The sequence below is a fragment of the Antarctobacter albus genome, from assembly GCF_900101505.1.
Lineage (GTDB): Bacteria > Pseudomonadota > Alphaproteobacteria > Rhodobacterales > Rhodobacteraceae > Antarctobacter > Antarctobacter albus.
This window is the reverse complement of sequence record NZ_FMZI01000001.1, coordinates 116,716-140,462: the sequence shown is the minus strand read 5'-3', so window position 1 is coordinate 140,462 and position 23,747 is coordinate 116,716. Positions and strand designations below refer to the sequence as shown.

General features: G+C 66.3%; 22 protein-coding genes. 7 read left to right on the top strand and 15 right to left on the bottom strand.

Going from position 1 to position 23,747, the window contains the following annotated elements:
• Position 1: 1 nt before the first annotated feature.
• From BLQ71_RS00705 to dusB, 11 genes are all read right to left on the bottom strand, one after another.
• On the bottom strand, positions 2 to 493 hold the full coding sequence (locus tag BLQ71_RS00705; RefSeq protein ID WP_074620358.1) for a P-loop nucleotide/nucleoside kinase family protein: 492 nt from the start codon (positions 491 to 493) through the stop codon (positions 2 to 4).
• 178 nt (positions 494 to 671) lie between these two features.
• Complete coding sequence (gene hflX / locus BLQ71_RS00700) at positions 672 to 1,928, bottom strand: GTPase HflX (RefSeq protein ID WP_043139746.1); 1,257 nt, start codon at positions 1,926 to 1,928, stop codon at positions 672 to 674.
• A gap of 17 nt (positions 1,929 to 1,945) precedes the next feature.
• On the bottom strand, positions 1,946 to 2,185 hold the full coding sequence (hfq, locus tag BLQ71_RS00695) for an RNA chaperone Hfq (RefSeq protein WP_023849333.1): 240 nt from the start codon (positions 2,183 to 2,185) through the stop codon (positions 1,946 to 1,948).
• 136 nt (positions 2,186 to 2,321) lie between these two features.
• A complete protein-coding gene (locus tag BLQ71_RS00690) occupies positions 2,322 to 3,824 on the bottom strand; it encodes a TrkH family potassium uptake protein (protein ID WP_043139750.1) in 1,503 nt (500 codons plus the stop codon).
• A gap of 66 nt (positions 3,825 to 3,890) precedes the next feature.
• On the bottom strand, positions 3,891 to 5,267 hold the full coding sequence (trkA, locus tag BLQ71_RS00685) for a Trk system potassium transporter TrkA (RefSeq protein WP_074620357.1): 1,377 nt from the start codon (positions 5,265 to 5,267) through the stop codon (positions 3,891 to 3,893).
• Between the two features lie 373 nt (positions 5,268 to 5,640).
• Positions 5,641 to 6,249, bottom strand: a complete 609-nt coding sequence (locus BLQ71_RS25860; protein WP_229754819.1) for a hypothetical protein — start codon at positions 6,247 to 6,249, stop codon at positions 5,641 to 5,643.
• Positions 6,250 to 6,269: 20 nt separating this feature from the next.
• Positions 6,270 to 7,685 carry a nitrogen assimilation response regulator NtrX gene (ntrX, locus tag BLQ71_RS00675; protein WP_043139756.1) on the bottom strand — a complete coding sequence of 472 codons (1,416 nt, stop codon included), beginning with the start codon at positions 7,683 to 7,685 and terminating at the stop codon, positions 6,270 to 6,272.
• A gap of 27 nt (positions 7,686 to 7,712) precedes the next feature.
• Positions 7,713 to 9,986, bottom strand: a complete 2,274-nt coding sequence (locus BLQ71_RS00670; RefSeq protein WP_083342103.1) for a sensor histidine kinase NtrY-like — start codon at positions 9,984 to 9,986, stop codon at positions 7,713 to 7,715.
• Positions 9,987 to 10,096: 110 nt separating this feature from the next.
• Positions 10,097 to 11,467 (bottom strand): sigma-54-dependent Fis family transcriptional regulator, encoded by a 1,371-nt coding sequence (locus tag BLQ71_RS00665; protein ID WP_043139759.1) that lies wholly within the window; start codon positions 11,465 to 11,467, stop codon positions 10,097 to 10,099.
• Entirely contained in the window at positions 11,468 to 12,550 is a 1,083-nt protein-coding gene (locus BLQ71_RS00660) for a two-component system sensor histidine kinase NtrB (protein ID WP_043139761.1), read from the bottom strand. It lies immediately after the preceding gene.
• On the bottom strand, positions 12,550 to 13,530 hold the full coding sequence (dusB, locus tag BLQ71_RS00655) for a tRNA dihydrouridine synthase DusB (RefSeq protein WP_074620354.1): 981 nt from the start codon (positions 13,528 to 13,530) through the stop codon (positions 12,550 to 12,552). The genes BLQ71_RS00660 and dusB overlap by 1 nt, the downstream gene beginning before the upstream one ends.
• A 196-nt stretch (positions 13,531 to 13,726) precedes the next feature.
• Here dusB and BLQ71_RS00650 point away from each other — a divergent pair, with 196 nt between their 5' ends.
• The 4 genes from BLQ71_RS00650 to BLQ71_RS00635 all read left to right on the top strand — a co-directional run bounded on the left by BLQ71_RS00650 (position 13,727) and on the right by BLQ71_RS00635 (position 17,370).
• Complete coding sequence (locus BLQ71_RS00650) at positions 13,727 to 14,857, top strand: bifunctional 2-C-methyl-D-erythritol 4-phosphate cytidylyltransferase/2-C-methyl-D-erythritol 2,4-cyclodiphosphate synthase (protein WP_074620353.1); 1,131 nt, start codon at positions 13,727 to 13,729, stop codon at positions 14,855 to 14,857.
• The gene (locus BLQ71_RS00645; RefSeq protein WP_074620352.1) at positions 14,854 to 15,339 is read left to right on the top strand and encodes a phosphatidylglycerophosphatase A family protein; all 486 of its coding nucleotides are present in this window, start codon (positions 14,854 to 14,856) and stop codon (positions 15,337 to 15,339) included. Before BLQ71_RS00650 ends, BLQ71_RS00645 begins: the two co-directional genes overlap by 4 nt.
• Positions 15,336 to 15,800 carry a CinA family protein gene (locus tag BLQ71_RS00640; protein ID WP_074620351.1) on the top strand — a complete coding sequence of 155 codons (465 nt, stop codon included), beginning with the start codon at positions 15,336 to 15,338 and terminating at the stop codon, positions 15,798 to 15,800. Before BLQ71_RS00645 ends, BLQ71_RS00640 begins: the two co-directional genes overlap by 4 nt.
• Before the next feature lie 391 nt (positions 15,801 to 16,191).
• Positions 16,192 to 17,370 carry an ammonium transporter gene (locus BLQ71_RS00635; RefSeq protein WP_074620350.1) on the top strand — a complete coding sequence of 393 codons (1,179 nt, stop codon included), beginning with the start codon at positions 16,192 to 16,194 and terminating at the stop codon, positions 17,368 to 17,370.
• An 84-nt stretch (positions 17,371 to 17,454) separates the two neighbouring features.
• On the opposite strand, the gene BLQ71_RS00630 is transcribed toward BLQ71_RS00635, so the two are convergent.
• From BLQ71_RS00630 to BLQ71_RS00620, 3 genes are all read right to left on the bottom strand, one after another.
• Positions 17,455 to 18,729, bottom strand: a complete 1,275-nt coding sequence (locus BLQ71_RS00630; protein WP_074620349.1) for an MmgE/PrpD family protein — start codon at positions 18,727 to 18,729, stop codon at positions 17,455 to 17,457.
• A gap of 58 nt (positions 18,730 to 18,787) precedes the next feature.
• Positions 18,788 to 19,312 (bottom strand): hypothetical protein, encoded by a 525-nt coding sequence (locus BLQ71_RS00625; RefSeq protein ID WP_043139776.1) that lies wholly within the window; start codon positions 19,310 to 19,312, stop codon positions 18,788 to 18,790.
• Between the two features lie 151 nt (positions 19,313 to 19,463).
• A complete protein-coding gene (locus BLQ71_RS00620) occupies positions 19,464 to 19,907 on the bottom strand; it encodes a type II toxin-antitoxin system RatA family toxin (protein WP_074620348.1) in 444 nt (147 codons plus the stop codon).
• A gap of 70 nt (positions 19,908 to 19,977) precedes the next feature.
• On the opposite strand from BLQ71_RS00620, the gene hpt reads away from it, so the two are divergent.
• The gene (hpt, locus tag BLQ71_RS00615; RefSeq protein WP_043139779.1) at positions 19,978 to 20,517 is read left to right on the top strand and encodes a hypoxanthine phosphoribosyltransferase; all 540 of its coding nucleotides are present in this window, start codon (positions 19,978 to 19,980) and stop codon (positions 20,515 to 20,517) included.
• A gap of 97 nt (positions 20,518 to 20,614) precedes the next feature.
• Entirely contained in the window at positions 20,615 to 22,144 is a 1,530-nt protein-coding gene (locus tag BLQ71_RS00610) for a Hint domain-containing protein (protein ID WP_074620347.1), read from the top strand.
• Between the two features lie 3 nt (positions 22,145 to 22,147).
• On the opposite strand, the gene BLQ71_RS00605 is transcribed toward BLQ71_RS00610, so the two are convergent.
• Positions 22,148 to 23,095: a tetratricopeptide repeat protein gene (locus tag BLQ71_RS00605; RefSeq protein ID WP_133066109.1), complete on the bottom strand. Its 948-nt coding sequence runs from the start codon at positions 23,093 to 23,095 to the stop codon at positions 22,148 to 22,150.
• Positions 23,096 to 23,293: 198 nt separating this feature from the next.
• Between BLQ71_RS00605 and BLQ71_RS00600 the strand changes: the two genes are divergently transcribed.
• Positions 23,294 to 23,746, top strand: a complete 453-nt coding sequence (locus BLQ71_RS00600; RefSeq protein ID WP_074620345.1) for a c-type cytochrome — start codon at positions 23,294 to 23,296, stop codon at positions 23,744 to 23,746.
• Position 23,747: the final 1 nt, after the last annotated feature.

The following is a 23,747-nucleotide window of genomic DNA, read 5'->3' as shown; positions in this document are numbered from 1 at the left end:
GTCAGAAGTCGTGTCGCACCACGTTGAACCCTTCCTCCGGCCCCGGTGGCATGAAGTGGCGGGAGAATTGGTGGAACTGCTCATCCGTCACGACAAAGGGGTGTGCACCCGAGGCATTGCGCCTGCGCAGCCGGTCCAGGCAGACCTCGTCCGGCGGCGCCAACAGGTGCAGTTCATGCGCGGCGCCCGTCGCCTCCAGGATGCCGCGCATCCAGGCGCGCTGGTCCAGAGTATTAGCCGCGAAATCCAGCACGACGGAAACCCCGGCATCCAGCAGCGCCGCAACATGCGGCCCCATGACCGCCCGCAGTTTCCCCGTGCATCGCAGATAGTCGCGCGGCGTGGCCATCTGGTCGGCGAAAAGCCCGTCCAGCCAGCTATCCTCGGTGATCAGAACGGTGCCCTCGGGGCGGGCCAGTTGGGCCGCCAGGGTTGATTTTCCAGCGGCGATCTTCCCGCACATCATGTGCAGGGTCGGAAATTCAGAAGACATGACAGTGATCCTTGTGCGGCGCATCCCGCGCCATAGACGTTCAGACGACAGCTCACCCGGCCCGGCGGTTCAGGCCGGGAGCGTAATTCGGATGCGGCGCAGGGCGCCGGATGTCTGAACATGGATCAACATGCACCCCGGATCGCATGAAACGGGGTGCATGTCCACCGGGAGCCGATCAGCCCAGCGTCTCGAACCGTGCCTTGTCGAGTGCGGACCAGAGCACGCGCAGGTGAAAGCCGTCCTCTTCCTGGCGCTCGTCCTCGACCAGGCCCTTTTCAAACAGCCAGGCCCGGCGCTTGCCCTCGGCAAAGCCCAGCACCAGGTCCTCTTCGACCCGTTCGGCGCCAAGCGCCTCTGTCACCGCCTCAAGGAAGTCATCCAGCCCCTCGCCCGTCAGGGCAGAGGTGACAAAGACGTCCGGGTTGCGCGCGGCGCGGATACGCACGGTTTCCAGCTCTTCCGGCCCCAGCCGGTCCAGCTTGTTCCACAGTTCGATCTGCGCAGTTTCCTCGCCCACGCCGAGGCTGTCGAGAATGCCGCGCACGTCCTCGGCCTGCTCTTCGGTCTCAGGGTGGGAGATGTCGCGCACATGCACGACCACATCCGCGGCAAGCACCTCTTCCAGCGTTGCCCGGAAAGCGGCCACAAGTTCCGTCGGCAGATCGCTGATGAACCCCACCGTGTCCGACAGGATCACATCGGCGCCCGTCGGCAGGCGTACCGCCCTCATCGTCGGGTCCAGCGTCGCAAAAAGCATGTCCTTGGCCATGACCTCGGCGCCGGTCAGCCGGTTGAACAGCGTCGACTTGCCCGCGTTGGTATAGCCCACCAGCGCGACAATCGGGTAAGGCACCTTGGCCCGCGCCTTGCGGTGCAACTCGCGCGTCTTGACGACCTTGTCGAGCTGCCGGCGCAGGCGCACCAACTGTTCGTCGATGGCACGGCGGTCGGCCTCGATCTGGGTTTCGCCGGGGCCGCCGACGAATCCCAGCCCGCCCCGCTGGCGTTCCAGGTGGGTCCAGGCGCGCACCAGGCGCGTGCGCTGGTAGCTCAGGTGCGCCATTTCGACCTGCAACACACCCTCGCGGGTGGCCGCACGATCCGAGAAGATCTCCAGGATCAACCCGGTCCGGTCCAGCAACTTGACCTTCCAGTCGCGTTCGAGGTTGCGCTGCTGCACCGGCGTCACCGGGCCATCGACCAAGACCAGGTCGATGTCCTCGGCCTCCAGCTTGGCGCGCAACTCTTCGATCTTGCCCGAGCCGAACAGCGCACCCGGATTCGGGTCGCGCAACGGCACGATCTGCGATCCCACGACCTCAAGCCCCGGCAAGGCATGTGCCAGCGAAACGGCCTCTTCCAAGGCCATTTGGGCATCGCGGCGTGCCGGGTCGCTCTTGATATCAGGATGCAGGACCCACGCCCGGGTCACAGGCGGCGCGTGTTCTCTCACGCGTCCCCTTCGCCGTCATACAGGTTGATCGGCTGGCTGGGCATGATGGTCGAGATTGCATGTTTGTAGACAAGCTGCGACTGGCCGTCACGGCGCAGCAGGACGCAGAAATTGTCGAACCAGGTGATGACACCCTGCAGCTTGACCCCGTTGATCAGGAAGACCGTCACAGGGACCTTTGTCTTGCGGACGTGGTTCAGAAACGCGTCCTGCAGGTTCTGTCTATCAGAAGCCATTGAATTGCCTTTATTCTTGCCGTGCCCGCGCGCCGGGCTGCCCTCGTCTGGGGGAGTATGGTATGCTGCGGCGGGAGTTTCCAGCCGAAAATCCCCGAATCCGTGCGCCCGATGCCCGGGGGATGTTCCTGCGCAACTATTCGCGCCAGACCTCTGGACTGATCATCACGATGATTGCCAGCAGTTCAAGCCGTCCCAGCACCATCGCCAGGCACAGGATCAACTGCGCGTCCCAGGGGATCGACGCCAGGTCGATCACCGCGGCGGTGTCGATCAGTGGCCCGGTGTTCGACAATGTCGCAATGGTCAGCACCGTGGCCCGTTCGAAATCCACCCCGTAGGCCCCCAGGATCAGCGTCATTGCAGCCAGAGTCAGCGCGAAGAACATGAAGAAAACCCAGGCGATAAAGGCCCCTTCGCGCCGGATGCGGCGCCCCAGGGGGCCCGCCCGCCCCACGGAATGCGGATGCACCAGGCGCTCGATCTCGCGCTTGCCGTTGAGATAGAGCGCGTAGACCCGCAGCAGCTTGACGCCCCCGGCGGTCGTCGCCACGCCGCCGCCCACCAGCGCCAGCCCCATCAGGATGATCCCCGGCGTCGGCAGCCCGGACCAGTCCTGTGCCGTATCCCAGTCGCCGCTGATGAATCCGGTCGTGGTCAGGAACGAGGCCGCCGTGAACAGCCCGCCCCAGAGCGCCCGCAGACCCGCGATCCAGTTCTGTTCTTCTCCCACCTCAAACGAGGCGACCCAGTGGCGCAGGAACATGGCCAAAGGCACGGCCACAACGATCATGACGCCAAGACGGAACTCTGGATCGTAGAACAGGCCCCGTTCCTGGCGGGTATCGGCGGAAAAGGTCAGCCGCGACAGGGCGAAAAAGAGAAAGCAGAAGAGAATCATCTCCCCCGCGAGGCCGCTGGGCGCGGCCCCCAGGTCAGCCAGCGGCGTGATCCCGGAGGTCGCCATGACCGACATCGCATGGCTGACCGCGACCAGCGGCGGATCGCCCGCCACCAGCAGCATCACCGTCAGCGCCAAAGTCAGCCCCGTATAGACCGGGAACAGGACGTGCGCGCTGCGCATCAGCCGTTCCGCCGGGCTGGTCGGCCCGGTGTTCATGGCGCCCTGGGCGATGGATTGCCCGGGTTCACCGCTGGCAGTGACCTCGAATCCCCCCAGCGCCAGCGGTGCCAGGATCGCCGAGGCGGCGATCCACATCACCAGCCCGCCCATCCAGCCGACCTGCGCCCGCCACAGGTGTTCCGGCCCGGACAGGCGCGCGGCGTCGAACATCGTGGCCCCGGTGGTGGTAAAGCTCGACACCATCTCGAAATAGGCATTGCCGAAGCCGGTGGTCCGCACCGCCTCGTGGAAGGGCACCGCAAAAATCAGCGGCAGCACGACAAACCCCGCCGCCAGCGCCACGAGCTGGCGCAGCGCGCTCTGGTTGTGATGCCGGTTGCCCAAGGCCAGCGCCACCAGCGCGGTCAGGATCAGCCCCAGCAGCGCGCCATAGAAAAAGGTTCGTGCGTCGTGGTGTTCTTCGATGACATAGGCAAAGACTGCCGGCAGCAGCATCGAGAAGGAACCGAGCCCGGTCAGAAGCAGGAACAGAGGCAGACGCGCGATGGTCTTCATCGGCGGTTGCCTCGCCCTTGTACGCCTGTCACGGCAAAGGTCCCCATCTGCCTCACCGGACCGCGCCTAGAAGAAATCGATCGAGACCTGCAACAGGCGCTCGACCTCCGGGACATCGCCGGCGAGGGCAAAGATGACGATCTGATCGCCCTCGTCGATCCTGAGCGAGCCGGTGGGCTTGACCACCTTGTCCCCCTTGCGGACCGCGCCCACCAGGACGCCTTCGGGAAAGTCGATCTCGCGGATCCGGCTGCCGGAGATCGGCGACGTCGACAGGACCTCGGCCTCGATCACCTCGGCCTCGGCATCGCCGATGGAATAGACCTGGCTGACACGCCCGTGCCGGATATGGCGCAGGATCGAGCTGACGGTGGTCGACCGCGGGTTGATATAGGCGTCGATCCCCAGCGGTTCCATCAAGGGCACCAGCGTCGGGTCGTTGATCAGGGCGATCACCATCGGGCAACCGGCCGCCTTGGCCCGTACAGCGGCCAGCATGTTGACCTTGTCGTCATCGGTCACGCAGAGCGCCGCATCCGCCCGCGCCACCCCGGCCTCGACCAGGAGCGCCGCGTCCAGCCCGTCACCATGCAGGACGATGGTGCGCTCCAGCTCCTCGGCGGCCCGTTCGGCGTTCTTGCGGTTACGCTCGATCATCTTGGCGCGCACGCGGATCTTGCCGGTCTCCAGCCGCCGCGCGACGGACAGGCCCACGTTGCCCCCGCCGACGATCACGACGCGTTCCTGCTTGCGCAGGGACTTGCCAAAGATCTCCATCGTGCGTTGCACGTCATCCGCATGCACCATGACGTAACAGCTGTCCCCCTCGAACAGCTGGTCGCCGGATTCCGGCGCGAACAGCACCCCCTCACGCCGGACCCCCACCACCACGGAGCGCAGCGTGGAAAACAGGTCGGTCAGCTGCCGCAAGGGCGTGTTCACGATCGGACAGCCCGCGTCGATGGTCAGCCCCATCAGCTGGGTCTTGCCGTCCAGAAAGCTCTCGGTGTCAAAGGCCGCTGGTGCCGCCAGCCGCTGCAAGGCTGCGTCGGCCACCTCGCGTTCAGGCGAAATGACCACGTCGATGGGCATGTGATCGCGCCGGTAGAGGTCGGAATAGATCGCCGTCAGGTAGCTTTCCGCGCGCAGCCGCGCGATCTTGCGCGGCACCGCAAAGACCGAATGCGCCACCTGGCAGGTGACCATGTTGACCTCGTCGGAATAGGTGGCCGCAATCACCATGTCGGCGTCGCGCGCGCCCGCCTTGTCCAGCACGTCGGGGTAGGATGCAAAGCCCGCGATCCCCTGCACGTCCAGCGTGTCGGTGGCCCGGCGCACGAGATCGGGATTGTTGTCCACCACCGTGACGTCGTTGCGCTCTCCGGCAAGATGGCGGGCGATCTGCCAGCCGACCTGGCCCGCCCCGCAAATGATGACCTTCATGCGCCCTGCGCCCCGATCTGCACCGCGTCCCGGCTCTGGCCTCATTGCCTCGCACGCGGGGGCAGCGCCGTCAATGGGTTGCATCCTCGGTCCCGAGCCGCTGTTCCCCGGAGCCATCTCTCGCATGATGCCGATCGGGGCCAGACGGCGCCGGGGCGCAAGGGGGCACAGCCCCGCGCGAACGCGCGGCTTGCCCTTGCGCCCCGGTGATGGCTGGTCCAGGCAGCAGGAAAGCGAGGGATGGGTTCGGGGAACAGCGGCACGCCTGTTCCCTGGTGATTCCTTGAGCGGTAAGACCGCGCCGAATGGCGCGCATCAGGGTCGGCGGGCGGGCGCCTTTGCGGCAAAGCCGCAAACAGTCCCGTTCCGACGACTATCGCTCCTCGCGGCGCGCGCGGCGGGCCCGTTTCATGGCAAAGACCTCGGCGCGTGGCACCCAGCGGTATTTCGGGTCGCTGGCAACCGGGCCGAACCACAGCCGCCCCCGCCCCAGCCGCCAGGGGTCCAGCACCAGCCCCCGGTCCATCGGCGCGCCACGGGTCGAGACGATGACCGTCGAATGTTCGATCCGCAGGTTGTCGGCATTGGCGATGGCCCGATGCAGCGAAAGGCTGCGCAGCCCTTCACGCTTCAGCCGCGCCTCGAGATCGTCCGCCCAGTCCTTGCACAGCCCGCGCGGTTTGCGGCCGGTGTTCACCTGGATGTTGTGGATCAGCGGCGGGTCCACAGCGTCCCAGCGGTCCGCCCAGACCAGAGGCTCGCGCACGGAAATGCGCGCCACCGCTGCCGCTTCCACCGGGTCCACGTCCGGCCCCAGGTCCAGCACGGCCCGTTCCAGCAGCGCGATCTTCTCTGCGGGGGCCTCCGGAACCTCGGCAAAGGCCGGTCCCGGCCTCTCCTCGCCCGGCGCTCTTGCGCCCGGGGGCGCCGCGCAGCCCGCCAGCGCCAAGCCCCCCATTCCCAGGGCCGCTCGCCGTGTCATCCTCATCCCGGCCACGCCGTTCAGGACACTTCCGAGATCGGCGCATCCACGCGCGCCACCCGCGCCCCGGACTTGGCCGAGGTGACGACGCCCAGAGACTTCAGCTTGCGGTGCAGGGCCGAGCGCTCCATGCCCACGAAAGAGGCGGTGCGCGAGATATTGCCGCCAAACCGGTTGATCTGGGTCAGCAGGTACTCCCGCTCAAAGGCCTCGCGCGCCTCGCGCAGCGGCAGCGTCGCCAACGTGCCCGACAGCACCACGCGTCCCTCCGCATCCTCGCCCGGCGCGGTTTCCTGCGGCAGTTCCCGCGCCTCGATCGGCCCGGTGCCATCGCCCAGGATCAGCACCCGTTCGACCAGGTTCTTGAGCTGTCGCACGTTGCCCGGCCAGGTCATCGTCTGCATCAGCGCCACCGCCTCCTCGGTCAGTTCGCGCACCGGCAGGCCCTGGGCCTGGTTGCACTGTTCGATGAAATGCCCCGCCAGCACCGGGATGTCCTCGCGGCGTTCGGCCAGCGAGGGCACGGCGATCGGCACAACGTTCAGCCGGTGGTACAGTTCCTCGCGGAAGCGGCCGGCGGCGATCTCGTCCTGCAGGTCGCGGTTGGTCGAGGAGATCACGCGCAGGTCGACACGCACCTTGTCGTTGCCGCCGACGCGGGTGAACTGCTGGTCCACCAGCACCCGCAGGATCTTGGACTGGGTGCCGGTGGGCATGTCGGCGACTTCGTCGAAATAGACCACCCCGCCATGCGCCTGCTCCAGAAGGCCCGGTTCGATCCCGCGCTTGGCGGTTTCGCGGCCGAACAGCATCGCCTCCATCATCTCGGGTTCGACCCCGGCACAGTTGACCGTCACGAACGGCGCCTTGGCCCGGTTCGACTGGGCGTGGATATAGCGCGCGGCCACTTCCTTGCCCGCCCCCGCGGGGCCGGTCAGCATTACCCGGCCGTTGGATTTCGTGACCTTTTCCAGTTGTCCCAATAGCGCGCGGAAGGCGGCGCTTTCACCGATCATCTCGGCGGATTTCACCTCGCCACGTTTCAACTGCACGTTCTCACGCCGCAGGATCGAGGTTTCCATCGCGCGCCGGATCACCACCAGCAACTGGTCGATGTTAAAGGGCTTTTCGATGAAGTCATAGGCGCCCTGCTTGATGGCGGCCACGGCGATCTCGATATTGCCGTGGCCCGAAATGATGACCACGGGAATATCGGGGTTGTCGCGCTTGACGGTCTTGAGAATGTCGATCCCGTCCATCTTGCTGTCCTTCAGCCAGATATCCAGGATCAACAGCGCCGGCGGCTCGGCGTTGATCTCGTTCATCGCCTCCTGGCTGTTGCCTGCAAGCCGGGTGGCAAAGCCCTCGTCCTCGAGGATATCCCCGATCAATTCCCGGATATCGCGTTCGTCGTCGACGATCAGGATGTCGCTCATTGTCTCTGCCCTCTCATTTCTTCGTGCTCAAACATCTTCCAGCTCCGCCGCCCGCGGCAGCTCTGCCGCACGGTTCAGCGGCAGCCGCACAACCGCCATCGCGCCCTGGTGCGCGCCCTCGGCGAAGGCGGGCGCATCTTCCAGCACCAGCGTTCCGCCATGTTCCTCGATGATCTTCTTGACGATCGGCAAGCCCAGACCGGTGCCTTTGTCGCGTGTCGTCACGTAAGGCTCAAATAGCCGCGCGCGGTCCTCGGGCAGGCCGATGCCATTGTCCATGATACGGATCTCGGCGCGGCCCTCCTGCGCCTCCGCCGTGACACGGATTTCCGGCTGATAGTTTTCGGGCGCGCCCTTTTCCTGCAGGCTCTCGACCGCTTCTCCCGCGTTCTTGATCAGGTTGGTCAGCGCCTGGCCGATCATGGTGGAATCCAGTTCCGCCGGCATCGGCTCTTCCGGCAGGTCGGTGACAAAGCGGACACCGGGCTGGCCGGTTTCCTGCATCAGGACTTCGCCGCGCAGGATCTCGCACAGGTCCTCGGGGCGACGTTCCGGTTCCGGCATCCGCGCAAACTTGCTGAATTCGTCCACGATGCGGCGCAGGTCGTCGGTGCGCCGCATGATCCGTTCCGTCAGGTCCGCCACTTTTTCCGCATCCGGTCCGTCCAACCGCTTGGCAAAGCTGCGCTGGATGCGTTCCGCCGACAGCTTGATCGGCGTCAGCGGGTTCTTGATCTCATGCGCGATGCGCCGCGCCACGTCACCCCAGGCGGCCATCCGCTGGGCGCTGACCAGGTTCGTCACGTCGTCAAAGGCGACAACGTAGCCCTCCAGCGACCGATCCTGGCGCCGCCGCGTGGACAAACGCACCAACAGGTGTTCAAGCCGCCCCTCGCGGCTGACCTTGACCTCTTCCTGCGCGGTTTCCACCGCCTCGGCCCGTAACCGTTCGAACAGCGCGCCGAACTCGGGCACCGCCACGCCCAGCGGCACGGCGCGGTGGGTTTCGTGCCAGCCCAGCAACCGCTCGGCAGAACGGTTGACGAAAGTCACCTTGCCTTCGGCGTCCAGCCCCACCACCCCGGAAGTGACAGAGGACAGGACGGAATCGAACAGCCGCTGGCGGCGTTCGATCTGGCGGGTGTTCTCCAGCAGGGCCTCGCGCTGGCCTTTCAACTGGCGCGTCATCTGGTTGAAGTAACGCCCCAGCATGGAAATCTCGTCGTCGCCCTCTTCTTCGGGCACCTGCACGTCCAGATCGCCGGACCCGACGCGCTGCGCCGCCCCGGTCAGACGCCCCACCGGGCGGCTGAGCCGCTCGGCAAACCACAGGCCCGCCCAGGTCGCCGCCAGGATCAGCAACAAGGCAAAGCCCAGGTACAAGAGCGCAAAGTCGAACAGCCGCCGCCCCCGTTCACTTTCCTGCTGCTGGTAGAACCGCGCGGTTTCCTGCGTCTCGTCCAGCAGGTTGAGGATCTGCCCGTCGACCTCGCGGCTGACATAAAGGTATCGGTCGGCAAAGGCTTCCAGCGGCAAGAGGGCGCGGAACTCGTTGTTGTCCCAGTCCGGGATCACGGTCACGCCCTCGGCATCGGCACGCAGAAAGTCGGCCACCGAAGGTTCCTCGAAATCGAACAGGTAGGACCGTTCGCCGCGCGCCCGGATGCGGCCGGCGCTGTCGATGACAAAGGCCTCGCGCAGCCCGCGCTGGATCTGGGCCTGCCCCTGGCTGAGAACCTGGCGCAGCTCGCCGTCGTCCATGACGAAGTTGCGGCGGCGGTTGGCATCGAGAAAGGCCCCCAGGGCGCGCGCATCCTGAATCAGCCCGGCGCGGCTTTCTTCCTCGTAGGCCTCGGCGGCGGAGAGCGAGGCGCCGACGACGTTCTGCACGCGGCTGGAAAACCAGGTTTCCAGGCCGATGTTGATGGTCAGCACCGCAAAGACCGCCACCGTGACGGTCGGCAGCAGGGCCATCAGCGCAAAGGCCGCGGTCAGCCTGAGGTGCAGGCGGGAACCCGCCGATTGCGCCCGCCGGTCGGCCACCATGCGGGCCACCCGCGCCAGAAGCAGCGCCGCCAGCAGCAGGACATAGACAAGGTCGGCCAGCAGGACGAGTCGCAGCGACAGCGCCCCTGCCCCCTGGTCCAGCGGTCCCAGCACCATGAAGGTGGCAAAGGCCAGAACCGGCCCCAGCGCCACCAGGAACAGTGCCACGATGTTCTGGAAAAGCCTTGTCCGACGCAGGCGTGAGAATGACCCCCAGGTCGGAAATCGGTACAAAGAGCGTGCCCGCGTGGCCACAGCCTATCCTCGTCAATGTGCCGACTCTGGGTATCCAGAGACCGGCGACCGCCATATTTTGTGGCCTTCTCACCACGCCGAGGCGGCGGGGCCACACTTATGTGGCCCTTTTACATCAACTTCCGGCGGCGTGTCACGCGAATATCAAGGTCGGTGATCTTCTTGCGCAAAGTATTGCGATTGATGCCAAGCAGATCGGCGCATTTGGCCTGGTTGCCGCCCGTCGCCTCCAGCGCGATCTCGATCAGGGGCGCCTCGACCTCGCGGATGATCCTGCCATAAAGCCCCGGCGGCGGCAGCATCGCGCCATGCAGGTCGAAATAGCGCCGCAGGTGGCGGCCCACGCTTTCGCCCAGCTTGTCGCTGTCGCCGCCGCGCAGGACCGGTCCGGTTTCCGGCTGGTTGCCCAGCACCGCCTCGACCTCGCTGCGCGTGATTTCCTCGGCCCGGCTGGTCAGGCTCAGGCGCCGCACGGCGTTTTCCAGCTGGCGCACGTTGCCGGGCCAGGAATAGACGCGGAACAGGTCCGCCGCCCCTTCCGACAGCCAGCGTTTCGGCGCGCCTTCGCGTTCGGCCCGGTTCAGGAAGTGTTCCGCCAAGAGCGGGATGTCCTCGACCCGCTCGCGCAGGCTGGGCACCGCGATCGCCGCCCCGTCGAGACGATAGAACAGGTCCTGTCGCACCTTGCCGTCCTCGATCAGCGACTGCGGGTCATGCTGGGACGAGGCGAGGAAGCGCGGAACGTGATCGCCCGGCACATCCATCATGCGCACCACGCGGGCCTGGATCTCGTCACTGATGTCGGCGATTTCGTCGATCAAGAGCGTGCCGCCCTTGACCCGCGCCAGCACCCGCGCCGGCCCGTCGAGGTCCGACAGATCCGATCCGGTGACAGTGATAAAGGGCAGCGTTCGCCGATCGCTGAAATCATGCAGCGCGCGGGCGATAAGGGATTTGCCCGTGCCGCTTTCGCCGGTGATCAGCACCGGCAGGTCGGTGTTCATCACCCGCGCGACAAGCCGGTACAGCCCCTGCATCGCCGGGGTCTTGCCCACCAGCGGCAACTCGTCCGGTTCATCCGCACCCACCACGGGCTCTTCGCGCTTGGGCGCCTTGTTGCGGTTTTCCAGCGCCCGCGCCGTGCGCTTCATCAGGTCCGGCAGGTCAAAGGGCTTGGGCAGGTAGTCGTAGGCCTCGGCCTCGGCCGCCTGGATCGCGGTCATGATCGTGTTCTGCGCCGAGATCACGATGACCGGCAGCCCGGGCCGGTCCTCGGAAATCTTGGGCAGCATCTCCAGCCCGTTGCCATCGGGCATGACGACGTCGGAGATGACCACGTCCCCCTTGCCCTCGCTCACCCAGCGCATCAGCGTCGTCAGGCTGGACGTGGCATGCACCTTGCATCCAGCCCGTGTCAGCGCCTGTGTCAGAACCGTGCGGATCGTGCGGTCGTCATCGGCGACCAGAACTGTGCCATCCATCTAGCTGCTCTCCTTTGGCGCCGCAGGTGCCCGCGGCAGGGAAATGCGAAAAACCGTCTTGCCCGGAACGCTGTCGACAGAAATCCATCCGTCGTGATCCGAGATGATCTTGCTGACCAGCGCCAGGCCGAGGCCGGTGCCGTTCTCCTTGCCCGATACGAAGGGGTCAAAGATGTCGCCCTTGATGTCCGGCGGCAGGCCCGGGCCGTCGTCGATGATCTCGACCTGCAAAGGCAGCGTCTGGCCCGAGCCATCGGCCCGCCGCAGCCGGAAACTGTGTTCGTAGAAGGTATGCAGGCGGATCGTCCCGCCCTCCTTCGGATCGGCGGCCTCCGAGGCGTTCTTGATCAGGTTCAGGACAACCTGCAGCAGCTGATCCGGGTCTCCCAGGGCCATCGGCAAAGAGGGATCGTAGTCCTCGATGATCTTCATGTGCGCCCCGAACCCCAGCAGCGACGAGCGCCGCGCACGGTCCAGCACATCGTGGATATTGACCTCGCGCAGTTCCGGCGCCGAGAGGTTTCCGAACTGCTCGACCTGCTCTAGCAGCTTCACGATCCGCCGCGTCTCGGCCACGATTAGATCCGTGAATTCAAGGTCATCCTGGCCGATGCTCATGCTGAGAAGCTGGGCCGCTCCGGCGATACCGGCCAGCGGATTCTTGATCTCGTGGGCCAGCATCTCGGCCATGCCGATGGCCGATTTCGCGGCGGATTTCACCGAATGGCTCTGCGTCATGCGCCCGGCCAGCTCGCGCGGCGAGATCAGCATCACCATCCAGCCCGGACGCCCGGACAACGGCGCAATCTGCAGGTTGCAGACCAGCGGCGGACGCGCGCCCGTTCCCACGTCGACGTCATTGACGAAGAGCGGCGTGCCATGCTCTCGCGCCCTCAAAAAGCTTTCCTCCAGCGGAGCATCCACCGCGAGCCGGTCCCAGATCGGCTGACCTGTCAGCCACTTGGAGGAATTGTTCATGAAGCCTTCGGCCGCCGGGTTCAGGTCGGCGATGCGATCGTCCTCGTCGATCAGGATGGCCGGCACGGGCAGCGAAGACCAGATGTTTGGGTCTGTTTCACTCATCAGGCGGCCTCCACCTCGGCGCTCAGCGCCTCGGGCAGGAGATCCAGCACCGCCTGCGTGTCCCGTTCGGTCAACAGGCGCTTGCGCAGGCCCGGCGGCGTATTGGCCGCGTCCATGTACCAGCCAAGGTGCTTGCGCGCGACGCGGTTGCCCAGCGTCTTGCCGTAGAAGCCCAGCATGGCTTCGTAGTGCCCCGACACCATGTCGATCAGAGCTGCGCCCTCGGGCACCTCCGGCGCTGGCGTTCCATACAGCGCATGGGCCACCTCGGCCAGGCGCCAGGGCGCGCCCTGCGCCCCGCGCCCGATCATGACACCATCGGCGCCAGAGCGGCTCAACGCCGCGCGCGCTGCGGCGGAGTCGATCACGTCTCCATTTGCGATAACAGGCACTTGCACCGCCTTCTTCACCTCCGAAATCGCGGCCCAATCGGCCTTGCCCTTGTAGAACTGGCAGCGTGTGCGGCCATGAATGACGATCATCTTCACCCCGGCCGCCTCGGCACTGCGGGCGATCTGCGGCGCGTTCAGGTGATCCTCATCCCAGCCCAGTCGCGTCTTCAGCGTCACCGGCAGGTCGACCGCCTCCACCACCGCCTCGACCAGGCGCAGCGCGTGATCCGGCGCACGCATCAATGCCGATCCGGACCAGCCGCCCGTCACCTTCTTGGCGGGGCAGCCCATGTTGATGTCGATCACCCGCGCGCCCATGTCGGCGACCATGCGTGCCGCTTCGGCCATCGGCCCCGGTTCGCGCCCGGCGATCTGCACGCTGGTGTTCTCGATCTGCGCGCCCAGCTCCGCCTTTTCGCGGGTTCCGGGACGTTCGGTCAGGAACTCGCCGCTGGCGATCATCTCGGACACGACCAGCCCCGCGCCAAAGCGCGAAACAAGCGTGCGAAACGGCAGATCGGTGATTCCCGCAAGCGGAGCCAGCAAAACGGGTACGGTGATCCGCCGGTCTCCAAGATCAAAGCCCAATTGCCCAGTCCTTGTGCGATGGCGTGTAAGTAACCTCTGTCATTGAGACTTATGGGAGAGCTTTGTTTTCTTCAATCTATCCGGCCCAATTCGAGGGCGCCTCCAGAACAAATGCCCGTTTTTTAATCAATCACCCCGCCGGATTGCGCACCACCGTACCTGCGCCTATGAGAGGACGGCACAGATCGGACGGACCATGCAGACAGGGATCATCATCGTTGCGGCCGGACGCGGAACGCGGGCCGGCGGCGGGTTGGCGAAACAATGGCGGCGCGTGGCGGGCAAGCCGGTGGCGCGCTGGACGCTCGAGGCCTTTGCCGGGCGCGGGCCCCTGGTCATGGTGGTGCATCCCGACGACATGTCTCAGGCACAGGCAGTCGCCGCGGGACTGGACCTGCGGATCGTGACAGGTGGTGCGGACCGTTCCGCCTCGGTCCGCGCGGGGCTCGAGGCCCTGGCGCAGGACTCGCCGGAGCACGTCCTGATTCACGATGTTGCCCGGCCCTGCGTGTCGCCTGCGGTCATCGACGCCGTGCTGGACGCGCTGGACCACCATCCCGGCGCCGCACCGGCCTTGCCCGTGACCGATGCGCTCTGGACGGGCGACGGCACCCGCGTGACCGGCACCCGCGACCGCGAGGGCCTGTACCGCGCGCAGACGCCGCAGGGGTTCCGCTTTGCCGAGATCCTGGCCGCCCATCGCGCACATCCGGGAGGGGCCGCCGACGATGTGGCCGTGGCCCGCGCCGCCGGGTTGGACGTGGCCATCACACAGGGCGACGAGGCCAACCTAAAGATCACCACGCCGGGGGATTTTTCCCGCGCCGACAGTTACTTGCGAGGACAAATGGACATTCGCCTGGGAAATGGCTTTGACGTTCACGCCTTCGAGGAAGGCGACCATGTCATCCTCTGCGGCGTCAGGATTCCGCACAGTCACAAGCTGAAAGGCCACTCCGATGCGGATGTGGGCATGCATGCCGTGACCGACGCCATCTATGGAGCCCTGGCCGAGGGCGACATCGGGCAGCACTTTCCGCCTTCGGACCCACAGTGGAAAGGCGCGGCCAGCGAGATATTTCTGCGCCATGCGGTCGAACTGGCGCGGGACCGCGGCTTCGCGATCGGGAACATCGACGTGACGCTGATCTGTGAGCGCCCGAAGGTCGGACCGCATGCGCATGAAATGACAGGTAAAATGGCGGAAATAATGACATTGGACGCGGGACGCATCTCGATCAAGGCCACCACTTCGGAACGGCTGGGATTCACTGGACGCGAAGAAGGGATCGCGGCGCTGGCCACCGCGACGCTGGTGTCGGCGTGAGATGGCTGGCCTCTGTCGGCGGGGTCGGCTACCTGCGGCCCGCCTCGGGCACCTGGGGATCGCTGGCGGCGCTGCCGCTGGCCTTCGGGATTCACCTGCTGGGCGGGTTCTGGCTCTTGCTGGTGCTGACGCTGCTGGCCTTCGGGCTGGGCTGGTGGGCGGTGCAACACCTGACCGCGCAGGGCCACGGCGAAGACCCATCCTGGGTCGTGATCGACGAGCTTGCAGGCCAGTGGATTGCAATCTTTCCAGTTAGTTACGGCGCCATGTTCATGGGCGTTGATGTCTGGCGGCTTTGGCCCGGCTGGGTCGCGGGCTTTGTCCTCTTCCGTCTCTTCGACATCTGGAAGCCCTGGGTGATCGGCCGCATCGACCGCATGGGCACCCCCTTGGGCGTGATGTTGGATGACGTGGTGGCGGGCCTGTTCGCCGCGATTGTCGCAATCGCCCTCGCTGGCCTGTCACATGGAGTCCTGATGTGAGCATTGCCAGGCAGGTCATTGAAAAGGCTTCTGAAAGCGGAGTCTCAATCACCACAGCCGAAAGCTGCACCGGCGGCATGGTCGCAGCCGCGCTGACCGATATTGCCGGATCTTCGGCGGTGTTCGAACGTGGGTTCGTGACCTATTCCAACGCCGCCAAGACCGAAATGCTGGGCGTCCTGCCCGCCACGCTGGAAGCGCATGGCGCGGTGTCCGAAGAGGTCGTGCGCGAGATGGCGCTTGGCGCCCGCGCCGCGGCACGGGCGGATGTGGCTGTTGCGATCAGCGGGATTGCCGGGCCCGGCGGGTCCGAGTTCAAGCCCGAGGGCCGGGTCTGCTACGGCCTGGCCAGCGCAACGGGCGTGATCACCGAGACCATCGAACATGGTGCAATCGGTCGCGCAGAAGTGCGCGCCGCGGCAACGGAACACGCGTTGGACCTGATCCTTTCGGCGCTTTGACGGGCGCTTTCAGTTTGTACAAAACGTACGAAACGTACGTCGATTCCAGCATTTTGTACAAAGTGACCCCGGACGCCTGACCGGGTCGCTGACCAAGCCGTTCCGGGGGCGCATCGGGATTTTCCTAGCCTGAAGGCATCGCAACATGCCTAGAAAACAGGCAGTTTAACGATTCCGTCGCCCGCCGCCGTACGCCGGGATAAGCCATCGTAGACGGAGCTTGAGACTTCCTTTCTTTGCCCGATATGCGGGCATTATCCAAAATTTAAGCCTATTCTTGAGGCTCTTTGCAAAGAGCCACCGTTTTGCGCGCCTCTTGACCCTGATGCCGCTTTTTTCCGCATCCGTTTTCGTCTTTCTGCCCCGCAATCCAAGAGGAGGGACAAGAGACATGAACGGAGCGGATACCGCCTGGATCATCGTGGCGACAGCCTTGGTGCTGTTCATGACGCTACCGGGGTTGGCGCTGTTTTACGGCGGCCTCGTGCGGGCACGGAACGTGCTGAGCGTCTTCATGCACTGCTATGCCATCGCCTTCCTGATGAGCGTGCTGTGGTTTGCCATTGGCTATTCCATCGCCTTCGGCGAGGGCAACGCGCTCTGGGGCGGGCTGGACAAGGCTTTTCTGAACGGCATCGACGCGGACACGCTGGCGGGCACCCTGCCCGAGGTGCTGTTCTTTGCCTTCCAGATGACCTTTGCCATCATCACCCCGGCCCTGATCGTCGGCGCCTACGTCGAGCGCGTGGGGTTTGGCTTTGTCCTGCTCTTCTCGGGACTGTGGATGCTCTTGTGCTATGCGCCGGTGGTGCACTGGGTCTGGGGCGGCGGGTTGCTGGCCGGCGATGCGCCTCTGTTCGGTGAGGCGGTCAAGGATTTCGCCGGTGGCATCGTGGTGCATGAGACCGCTGGCCTGGCGGCACTGATCATCGCGGTCTTCCTTGGCCCGCGGCGGACGCAGACGCATCCGCCGCACAACCCGGGCTATGTCATGATCGGGGCCGCGATGCTCTGGGTCGGCTGGTTCGGCTTCAACGGCGGCTCGCAACTGGCGGCGGACGGCGGCGCGGCGATGGCGCTGACGGTCACGCATCTGAGCGCGGCAGCGGCCTCGCTGACCTGGGCGCTCTGGGAAAAGGTGAAGTTCGGCAAGGCCTCGATGGTGGGCATGGTGACGGGGACGATCGCGGGGCTGGCCTCGATCACCCCGGCGTCGGGCTTTGTCGGCCCGGTGCAGGCGCTGATCATCGGCGCGGTGGCGGGTATCCTCTGCCAGGAGGCGGTCAACCTGATCCGCAACAAGCTGCGGATCGACGACACGCTGGACGTCTTCGCCGTTCACGGTGTCGGCGGGATTTTCGGCACGGTGATGATCGCGGTCTTTGGCCTGGGGTCCTGGGCGGCGCAGCTGGGGTCGCTGGTCGTGGTCGGGGTCTTTACCACGGTCGTGACGGTGGTGCTGATCTACCTGGTCAAGGCGTTTGTGCCGCTGCGGGTCGACGAGGAAAGCGAGGTCAACGGGCTGGACATCTCGGTGCATGGCGAACGGGCCTACGACCACGCCAGCTGAGGCAGCTGACCTGTGACGACGAACGGGCCCCGGCGGGGCCCGTTTTCCTTTGGAGAAAGGTCCCGGGGCAGGCCCGGGACGGGGTCACGCCTGGGCCAGCAACCCGCAGAAACCGGCGCGGTCGCCCTGCTCCACTGCCTGCCAGAGGGCCCGGGCGCGGGTTTCTCCGACAAGGGCCGCGGCCTTGGCGTGCAGCCGGGCGCGGCGTGTGTCCAGCGTCATCGGGCTTTCGAGATCGAAACTGGCCATCCGCCCCTCTTTGGGTCCGTCCAGCGTGACCAGCGCCTCGGTCTCTTTCAACTCGTCCTTGCCCACCACCTCGACCCGGTCACGCAGGGCGATCACCGCCGGATCGGCGCAGAGTGCGTCGCTATAGGTCTCCAGCGCGGCGGTGTCATGACCCAGGAGCGCCAGCGCGACGGCGGTGCGATAGCTGAACTTGGCGCCAAGACCCGTGGTCGGCGCGGGCAAATTGCAGACGGTGAGCCAGCGCGGATGGGTGAAAACCGTGATCCCGGTGATCTGCGCCGGGTCCAGGCCGGGCATCGTGGCCAGCGACTCGAGCGTGGCGTGCAGCCCGTGACAGCAGGCGTGGAACTTGTGGCTGAGGCTTTCCAGCAGGGCGCCCGACGGCTGGTCCGTGCTGCCGTCGCAGAGGTGGGTCTGGACAAAACCGTTGGTACAGTCGAGCGCGTCCGGGTTGGATATGAATCCGCGCGCGGCGAGGAAAGCCGCCTCTACCCCGTTGGCGGCGGCGATGCCGGCGTTGAAGGGTTTGCCCATCGTGCCGAATTGCGACTTGAGGCCAGAGGCGCGGGTGGCGGTCAGACCAAGCGCATGCAGGCATTGATCCCCGGTCAGGTCCATCAGCTCGGCGGCGGCAAGGCAGGCACCGAAGGCCCCGGCGGTCGCGGTCTGGTGATAGCCCGCCTGGTAGTGCGACCGGCCAAAGCGCAGGCCGAACCGGGCAGAGGCCTCTGCCCCCAGGCGCGCGGCGGCGAGGATCTGTTGCAAGGGTTTGTCGAGCCTCTCGCCCACCGCAAGCGCCGCCGGCAGAACGGCCACGGAGGGGTGGCCGATATGGGCGAAATGCGTGTCGTCATAATCCAGCGCGTGCGAGGCGGCGCCATTGACCAGCGCGGCGGTCCGCATCGGCGCCCGTCCACCGCCGAAAAGCGTGGCCTGCGGCGTGCCGCCCTCGTCCTCGGCCAGGGCGCGGGTCAGTTGCGACACCGGCTCTCCCTGCCCCGCGATGCCGCAGGCGGCCCAGTCGAGCGCGGAAAGCGCCATGATGGCGCGCGCGGTCTCGGTGTCGGCGGCGCGGGCGGCCTCGATGATCGGGGTGAAAGGGGATGTCATGGGGCGCCTCCGGCTGTGGTCCGCGGCGCAGACTAGCCAGATGCCCGGCGAGGTAAAGTCACTCTGCCCCGTCGGGTCCGGTGACGCTGCGGGCGGCGGCATAGGCCGGGGCGGCCCGTTGCAGGGCGGAACACGCTGGCGCCGGCCCGCCGGGCAGGCCCTGCGGGGGTGCCGGGCCGTTCAGGGCCGCCTGTTCGGGAGTCTGATCGGGTGCCTGGCCGGGCGCCTGTTCGGACGGCGGGTCACGGCGGCGCCGGTCGCCCTGCTGGTCCCTGCCCTGGCGGTCCTCGGGGCGCCGGTCCAGCCCGTTGATCGCCGCCGCCGCAAGCCTGCCGGTCTGGCTGGTCGAGACGACGGGCGGCGGGGCGGGAACGGGCAGCTGTGCCGAGGGTGGCAGGACCGCGCCCGTGGCCATCGGCGCCCCGGCGCCATTGGGCGCGGCCCCCGAGGGCGCGCCCTGGGCGGCGGATTGCGGCGCCTGTCCGGGCGGCACCTTTTGCGCCGCGTTCCTGGCCGCCTGCGGCAGGCCGATCAGCTGCACCAACGGCAGTTTCAGCGCGGCAATGTTGAAGACGGCGGGCATGAGCGGCTCCGAAACAGAGGTAACGGCCTGTTCGGAGATACGCCGGAAATCGGGCGAATTGGGGGCGAAGGCCCCCGGCAAGGGGGGATTCGCGAAAGCTGGTTAACGGCGCGCTGGTGGCGCCGGGGCCCGGGCCAAGCCCGCACCCATGTCACCCATACAGCTCTGCGGCGCGGCGTTCGAAGGCCCGCACGATGCGCTGCATGGCATCGTAGAAGAACATGCCCGCCGCCCCCTGCAGGATGCGGTTGCGGAACTCGAAGTCGACGAAGAAGGAGACCTCGCAGCCGCCCTCGACATCCTTGAACCCCCATTTCGACACCATGTGGTGAAAGGGGCCGTCGAGGTATTCCGTGTCGATGCGCATGTCGGCGGGCCAGAGCGTGACGCGGCTGCCGAACTTTTCCCGGAAGACCTTGAACGAGATCACGAGGTCGGCAAGCATCACCTCGTGATCGCCCATCTCCTGGCGCGAGCGGATGCGCGCCGCTGCCGTCCAGGGCAGGAATTTCGGGTAGGAGGCCACGTCCCCCACCAGGTCATACATCTGCTGGGCGCTATAGGGCAGCTTGCGGGTTTCTGAGTGGGTCGGCATGTCGCTCTTTTCGGGACTGAACAATGCGGCGGGATTTCGTATTGTCGGGCGGGAATTTCAAGGGAAAGCCATGACAAAGCGTCCTTATGTCGTAGACGAGATGATCTCGGCCAAATCCATCGCCGCGCGGATCGAGGCCCTGGCACAGGAGATCGACCGCGAGTTCGCCGACACCGACAAGCTGGTGGTGGTGGGCCTGTTGCGCGGCAGCTTCGTCTTCATCGCCGATCTCGTGCGCGAATTGCACCTGCCGGTGGAGGTCGATTTCCTCGAGGCCTCGTCCTACGGAGACGGCATGGAAAGCAGCCGCGAGGTGCGTATCCTCAAGGACCTGCGGTCGGGGATCGAGGGGCGCGACGTGCTGGTGGTCGAGGACATCATCGACACCGGCTTTACCATGAGCCATGTCCTGCACATGCTGAGCGGGCGCGAGCCGCGCAAGCTGAAGGTGATCGCGCTGCTGGACAAGCCCACGCGGCGCGAGGTGGAGATCAAGGCCGACTGGACCGGCTTCGAGATCCCGGACGAATTCGTCGTGGGCTACGGCATCGATTTTGCGCAGCGCAACCGCAACCTGCCCTATATCGGCAAGGTCCGTTTTACCGACTGAGCACTGGGGTGCCTGACCGGCTGCCTAAGATGCATCGAAAGGGCATTTTTGTCCGCCGCGGGTTTGGTGTCAGGCTGCGCCCGGGGGGATTGGCATCATGGCGGTCATCACGGTCACATCGCTTGGGGACGTCACGGCAGACGACGGGCTGACCACGCTGCGCGAGGCGGTCGAACAGGCGGCCTCGGGCGACACGGTGGTTTTCGACGCCGCTCTTGCCGGCGGGCGCGTGGAGCTGACGCAGGGCCGGATCGGCATCGAGAAGGACCTGACCATCGACGGCGATGTCCTGGGGGCCGACCGGCGTGCCGACATCACGCTGGATGCCAATGGAGTCGACCAGATCTTTGCGGTCCGGGGCGTGTCCAGCCTGACGTTGAACGCGCTGGTACTGACCGGTGGATCGGTCGGCGGCGGCGGGGCGGTCTATATCGCGGGCGACGCGACGCTGATCGTGGAGGCCTGTACCTTCACCGGCAACGCGGCCCCGAACGGCCCGGGCGGCGCGATCTGGAACAACGGCACGTTGACGATCACCGACAGCACGTTTGCCTACAACCATGCCTTCGGCAAGGGTGGCGCGGTCTTCAGCCAGGGGGTCATGACGGCGACGAACACGACCTTCACCAACAACACGGTTATTGCGGGCTATCCCGGCGAAGGCGGCGCGATCAGCGCCAGCGGCAATGCCAGCACCCAGTTGACGCTGATCGACTGCACGGTGACCGACAATGTCGCGGCGGGTACCGGCGCCACGGGCGGCGGCATTTTCCAGCAATTCGGGTCGATGGCGCTGACCAATACCATCGTCAGCGGGAACACGGCGGATATCGGCCCCAACGTGACCGGCGATTTCACCGACAACGGCGGCAACGTGATCGACGGCGACCGGGCGCTGATCTTCGGCACCAACACGCTGGCCTACAACGGCGGGCCGGTCGCGACCGTGGCGCTGGTCGACAGCGCCACCAACCCGGCGCTGGACGTGGGCGTCTCGGCCCTGGCGGACGCGCGGGGCAAGCCGCTTTACGATGTGCCGGGCGTGGGCAACGACGGCAGCGCCTTTGCCGATGCGGGCGCCTACGAAGTGCAGTGCTTTGCCGGTGGAACGCGGATCGCCGTACCCGGAGGAACGCTGCCGGTCGCAGAGCTGCGGACCGGCGACATGGTCGACACCGCCGACGGCATCCCCGTGCCCGTGCTGTGGATCGGACGGCAGAGCGGCTCGCCGCGCTCGTTGCAGGCGGTGCGCATCGGTGCCGGGGCGCTGGGGCGGGGCCTGCCCCTGCGCGACCTCGTGGTGACCGGCGATCACGGCCTTGTGCTGGACGGCACGGTGGTCAACGCCGCGGCACTGGTGGATGGCGCGGGCATCCGCTGGATCCCGGCGCGCGACCTCCCCGCCCGGATGACATGGTATCACGTCGAAACCGAGGCCCATTCGGTGATCCTGGCCGAGGGTGCCCCGGCCGAGACCTTCATCGACTTTCGCGGCCGCCGCGCCTTCGACAATTTTGACGAATACCTTGCGCTATACGGCGCCGAGCGGATCATCCGCGAGATGCCCCTGCCCCGGATCTCGGCCCGCAGGCTGCGGGCGCAGGGATGCCGGGCACGGGACGCCTGAGGCTCAACGCGCCTTGAGGCTCTCGGCAAAGGCCCGCGCCGTGGCGCGCCGGGTCTCGTCGAACCCCTCGGCGATCTCCTCGCAGTCGGCGGCGGCATCCCCCTCTTCCAGGCTGTGCCCCCAGTCGAGGCCCAGCAGGCAATAGCCGTAGCCCTTGACCGGGTCGTGCCAGAATCCCTCGTAATCCTCCCAGGCGACGAACAGGCCCAGTTCGAAAGCCGCCTTGGCCACGCCCTTTTCGACGCCCATGCGATAGAGAAGGTAGGATTTCAGCAGATCCTGCGCGATGCCGTCGTTGCCCTCGTACAGCCAGGCGAGGTCGGGAATCGATTTCGTGTCGCCCGCCGCCACCGCGCGTTCCAGGTAGACGCGGCTGAGGTCCACATCCCGCGCCACGCCATTGCCGTGGTAATAGGCATAGCCGACCTCGCGCAGCCCGTTGAAGGTGCCGGCATCCGCCCCCTTGCGGTACATCTCCAGCGCCATGACCTTGTCCGCCTCGACGCCGCGACCGTGGAAATACATGTCACCCAGCAGGTTCCAGCCCTGCGGATAGTCCAGCGCGATCGCCTCTTCGGCCAGGGCGCGGGTCTTGTCATAGTCGATGCCGAAGCCGTCGTGATCGTTCTGCCAGAACAACGCCATGTTGAAATGTGCCCGGGCAAATCCCTGTTCGGCGGCACGCCGGTACCAGTCCAGCCCGGCCGCCGGATCATAGGCCAGCCCCTTGCCGCCGTCCTTTTCGGTCAGGCTGGCGCCCAGGATGTTCTGCGCCACCGGGTCGCCCGCCTCTGCCGCGGCGCGCACGGTGTCCCAGATCCCCTCGTAGCGCCCGTTCAGCCAGGCGTCGCGCGCTTCGGCCAGGGCTGGAGAAATTTCCCGGTCAAGGGCGCCCTGGGCGGATGCGGCCAGCGGCCAGAGCGCGATCAGCGCGGCAAGGAAACGGGACATGGCAAAGGACTCCGTGAAAAAAGACGTTTTCTGCAGCAAGGATAGTCAGGCGGTTGTCCGCCGGTCAAACGCCAAGGATGCTGCGCGAGCTTGCAGATCACACCTGCGCGAGAGCACATGGTATCCGGCAGGCAAGAATGTGATTGTCACAATGGCCTGCGATATTATGCTGCAGGTATTCAACACAGGGAGATACCCATGAAAACTCCATTTGCCGCACTGGCGCTTCTGGCCGTTCTAGGCACCCCCGCCCTCGCACAGGACCTTCCGCAGCCGGTCAAGGCACGCCAGGGCCAGTTCAACATCATGGCGCTGAACCTGGGCGTCCTGGGGGGAATGGCGCGCGGCACGGTCGAGTATGACGCCGAGGCGGCGCAGGCCGCAGCCGATTCGCTGGTGGCCGTGTCGTCGCTGTCGCAGGGCGCCATGTGGCCGGACGGCACCGACGACGGGTCGATCGCCGGCACCCGCGCCAAGGCCGACATCTGGGGCAACATGGACGACTTCACGTCCAAGTGGGCCGACTTCGGCGAAGCCGCCACCGCGATGGCAGCCGCCGCCGGCACTGGCCGCGATGCACTGGGCCCGAACATGGGCGCGCTCGGCAATGCCTGCAAGGCCTGCCACGACACCTATCGCGCGCCCGAGTAAG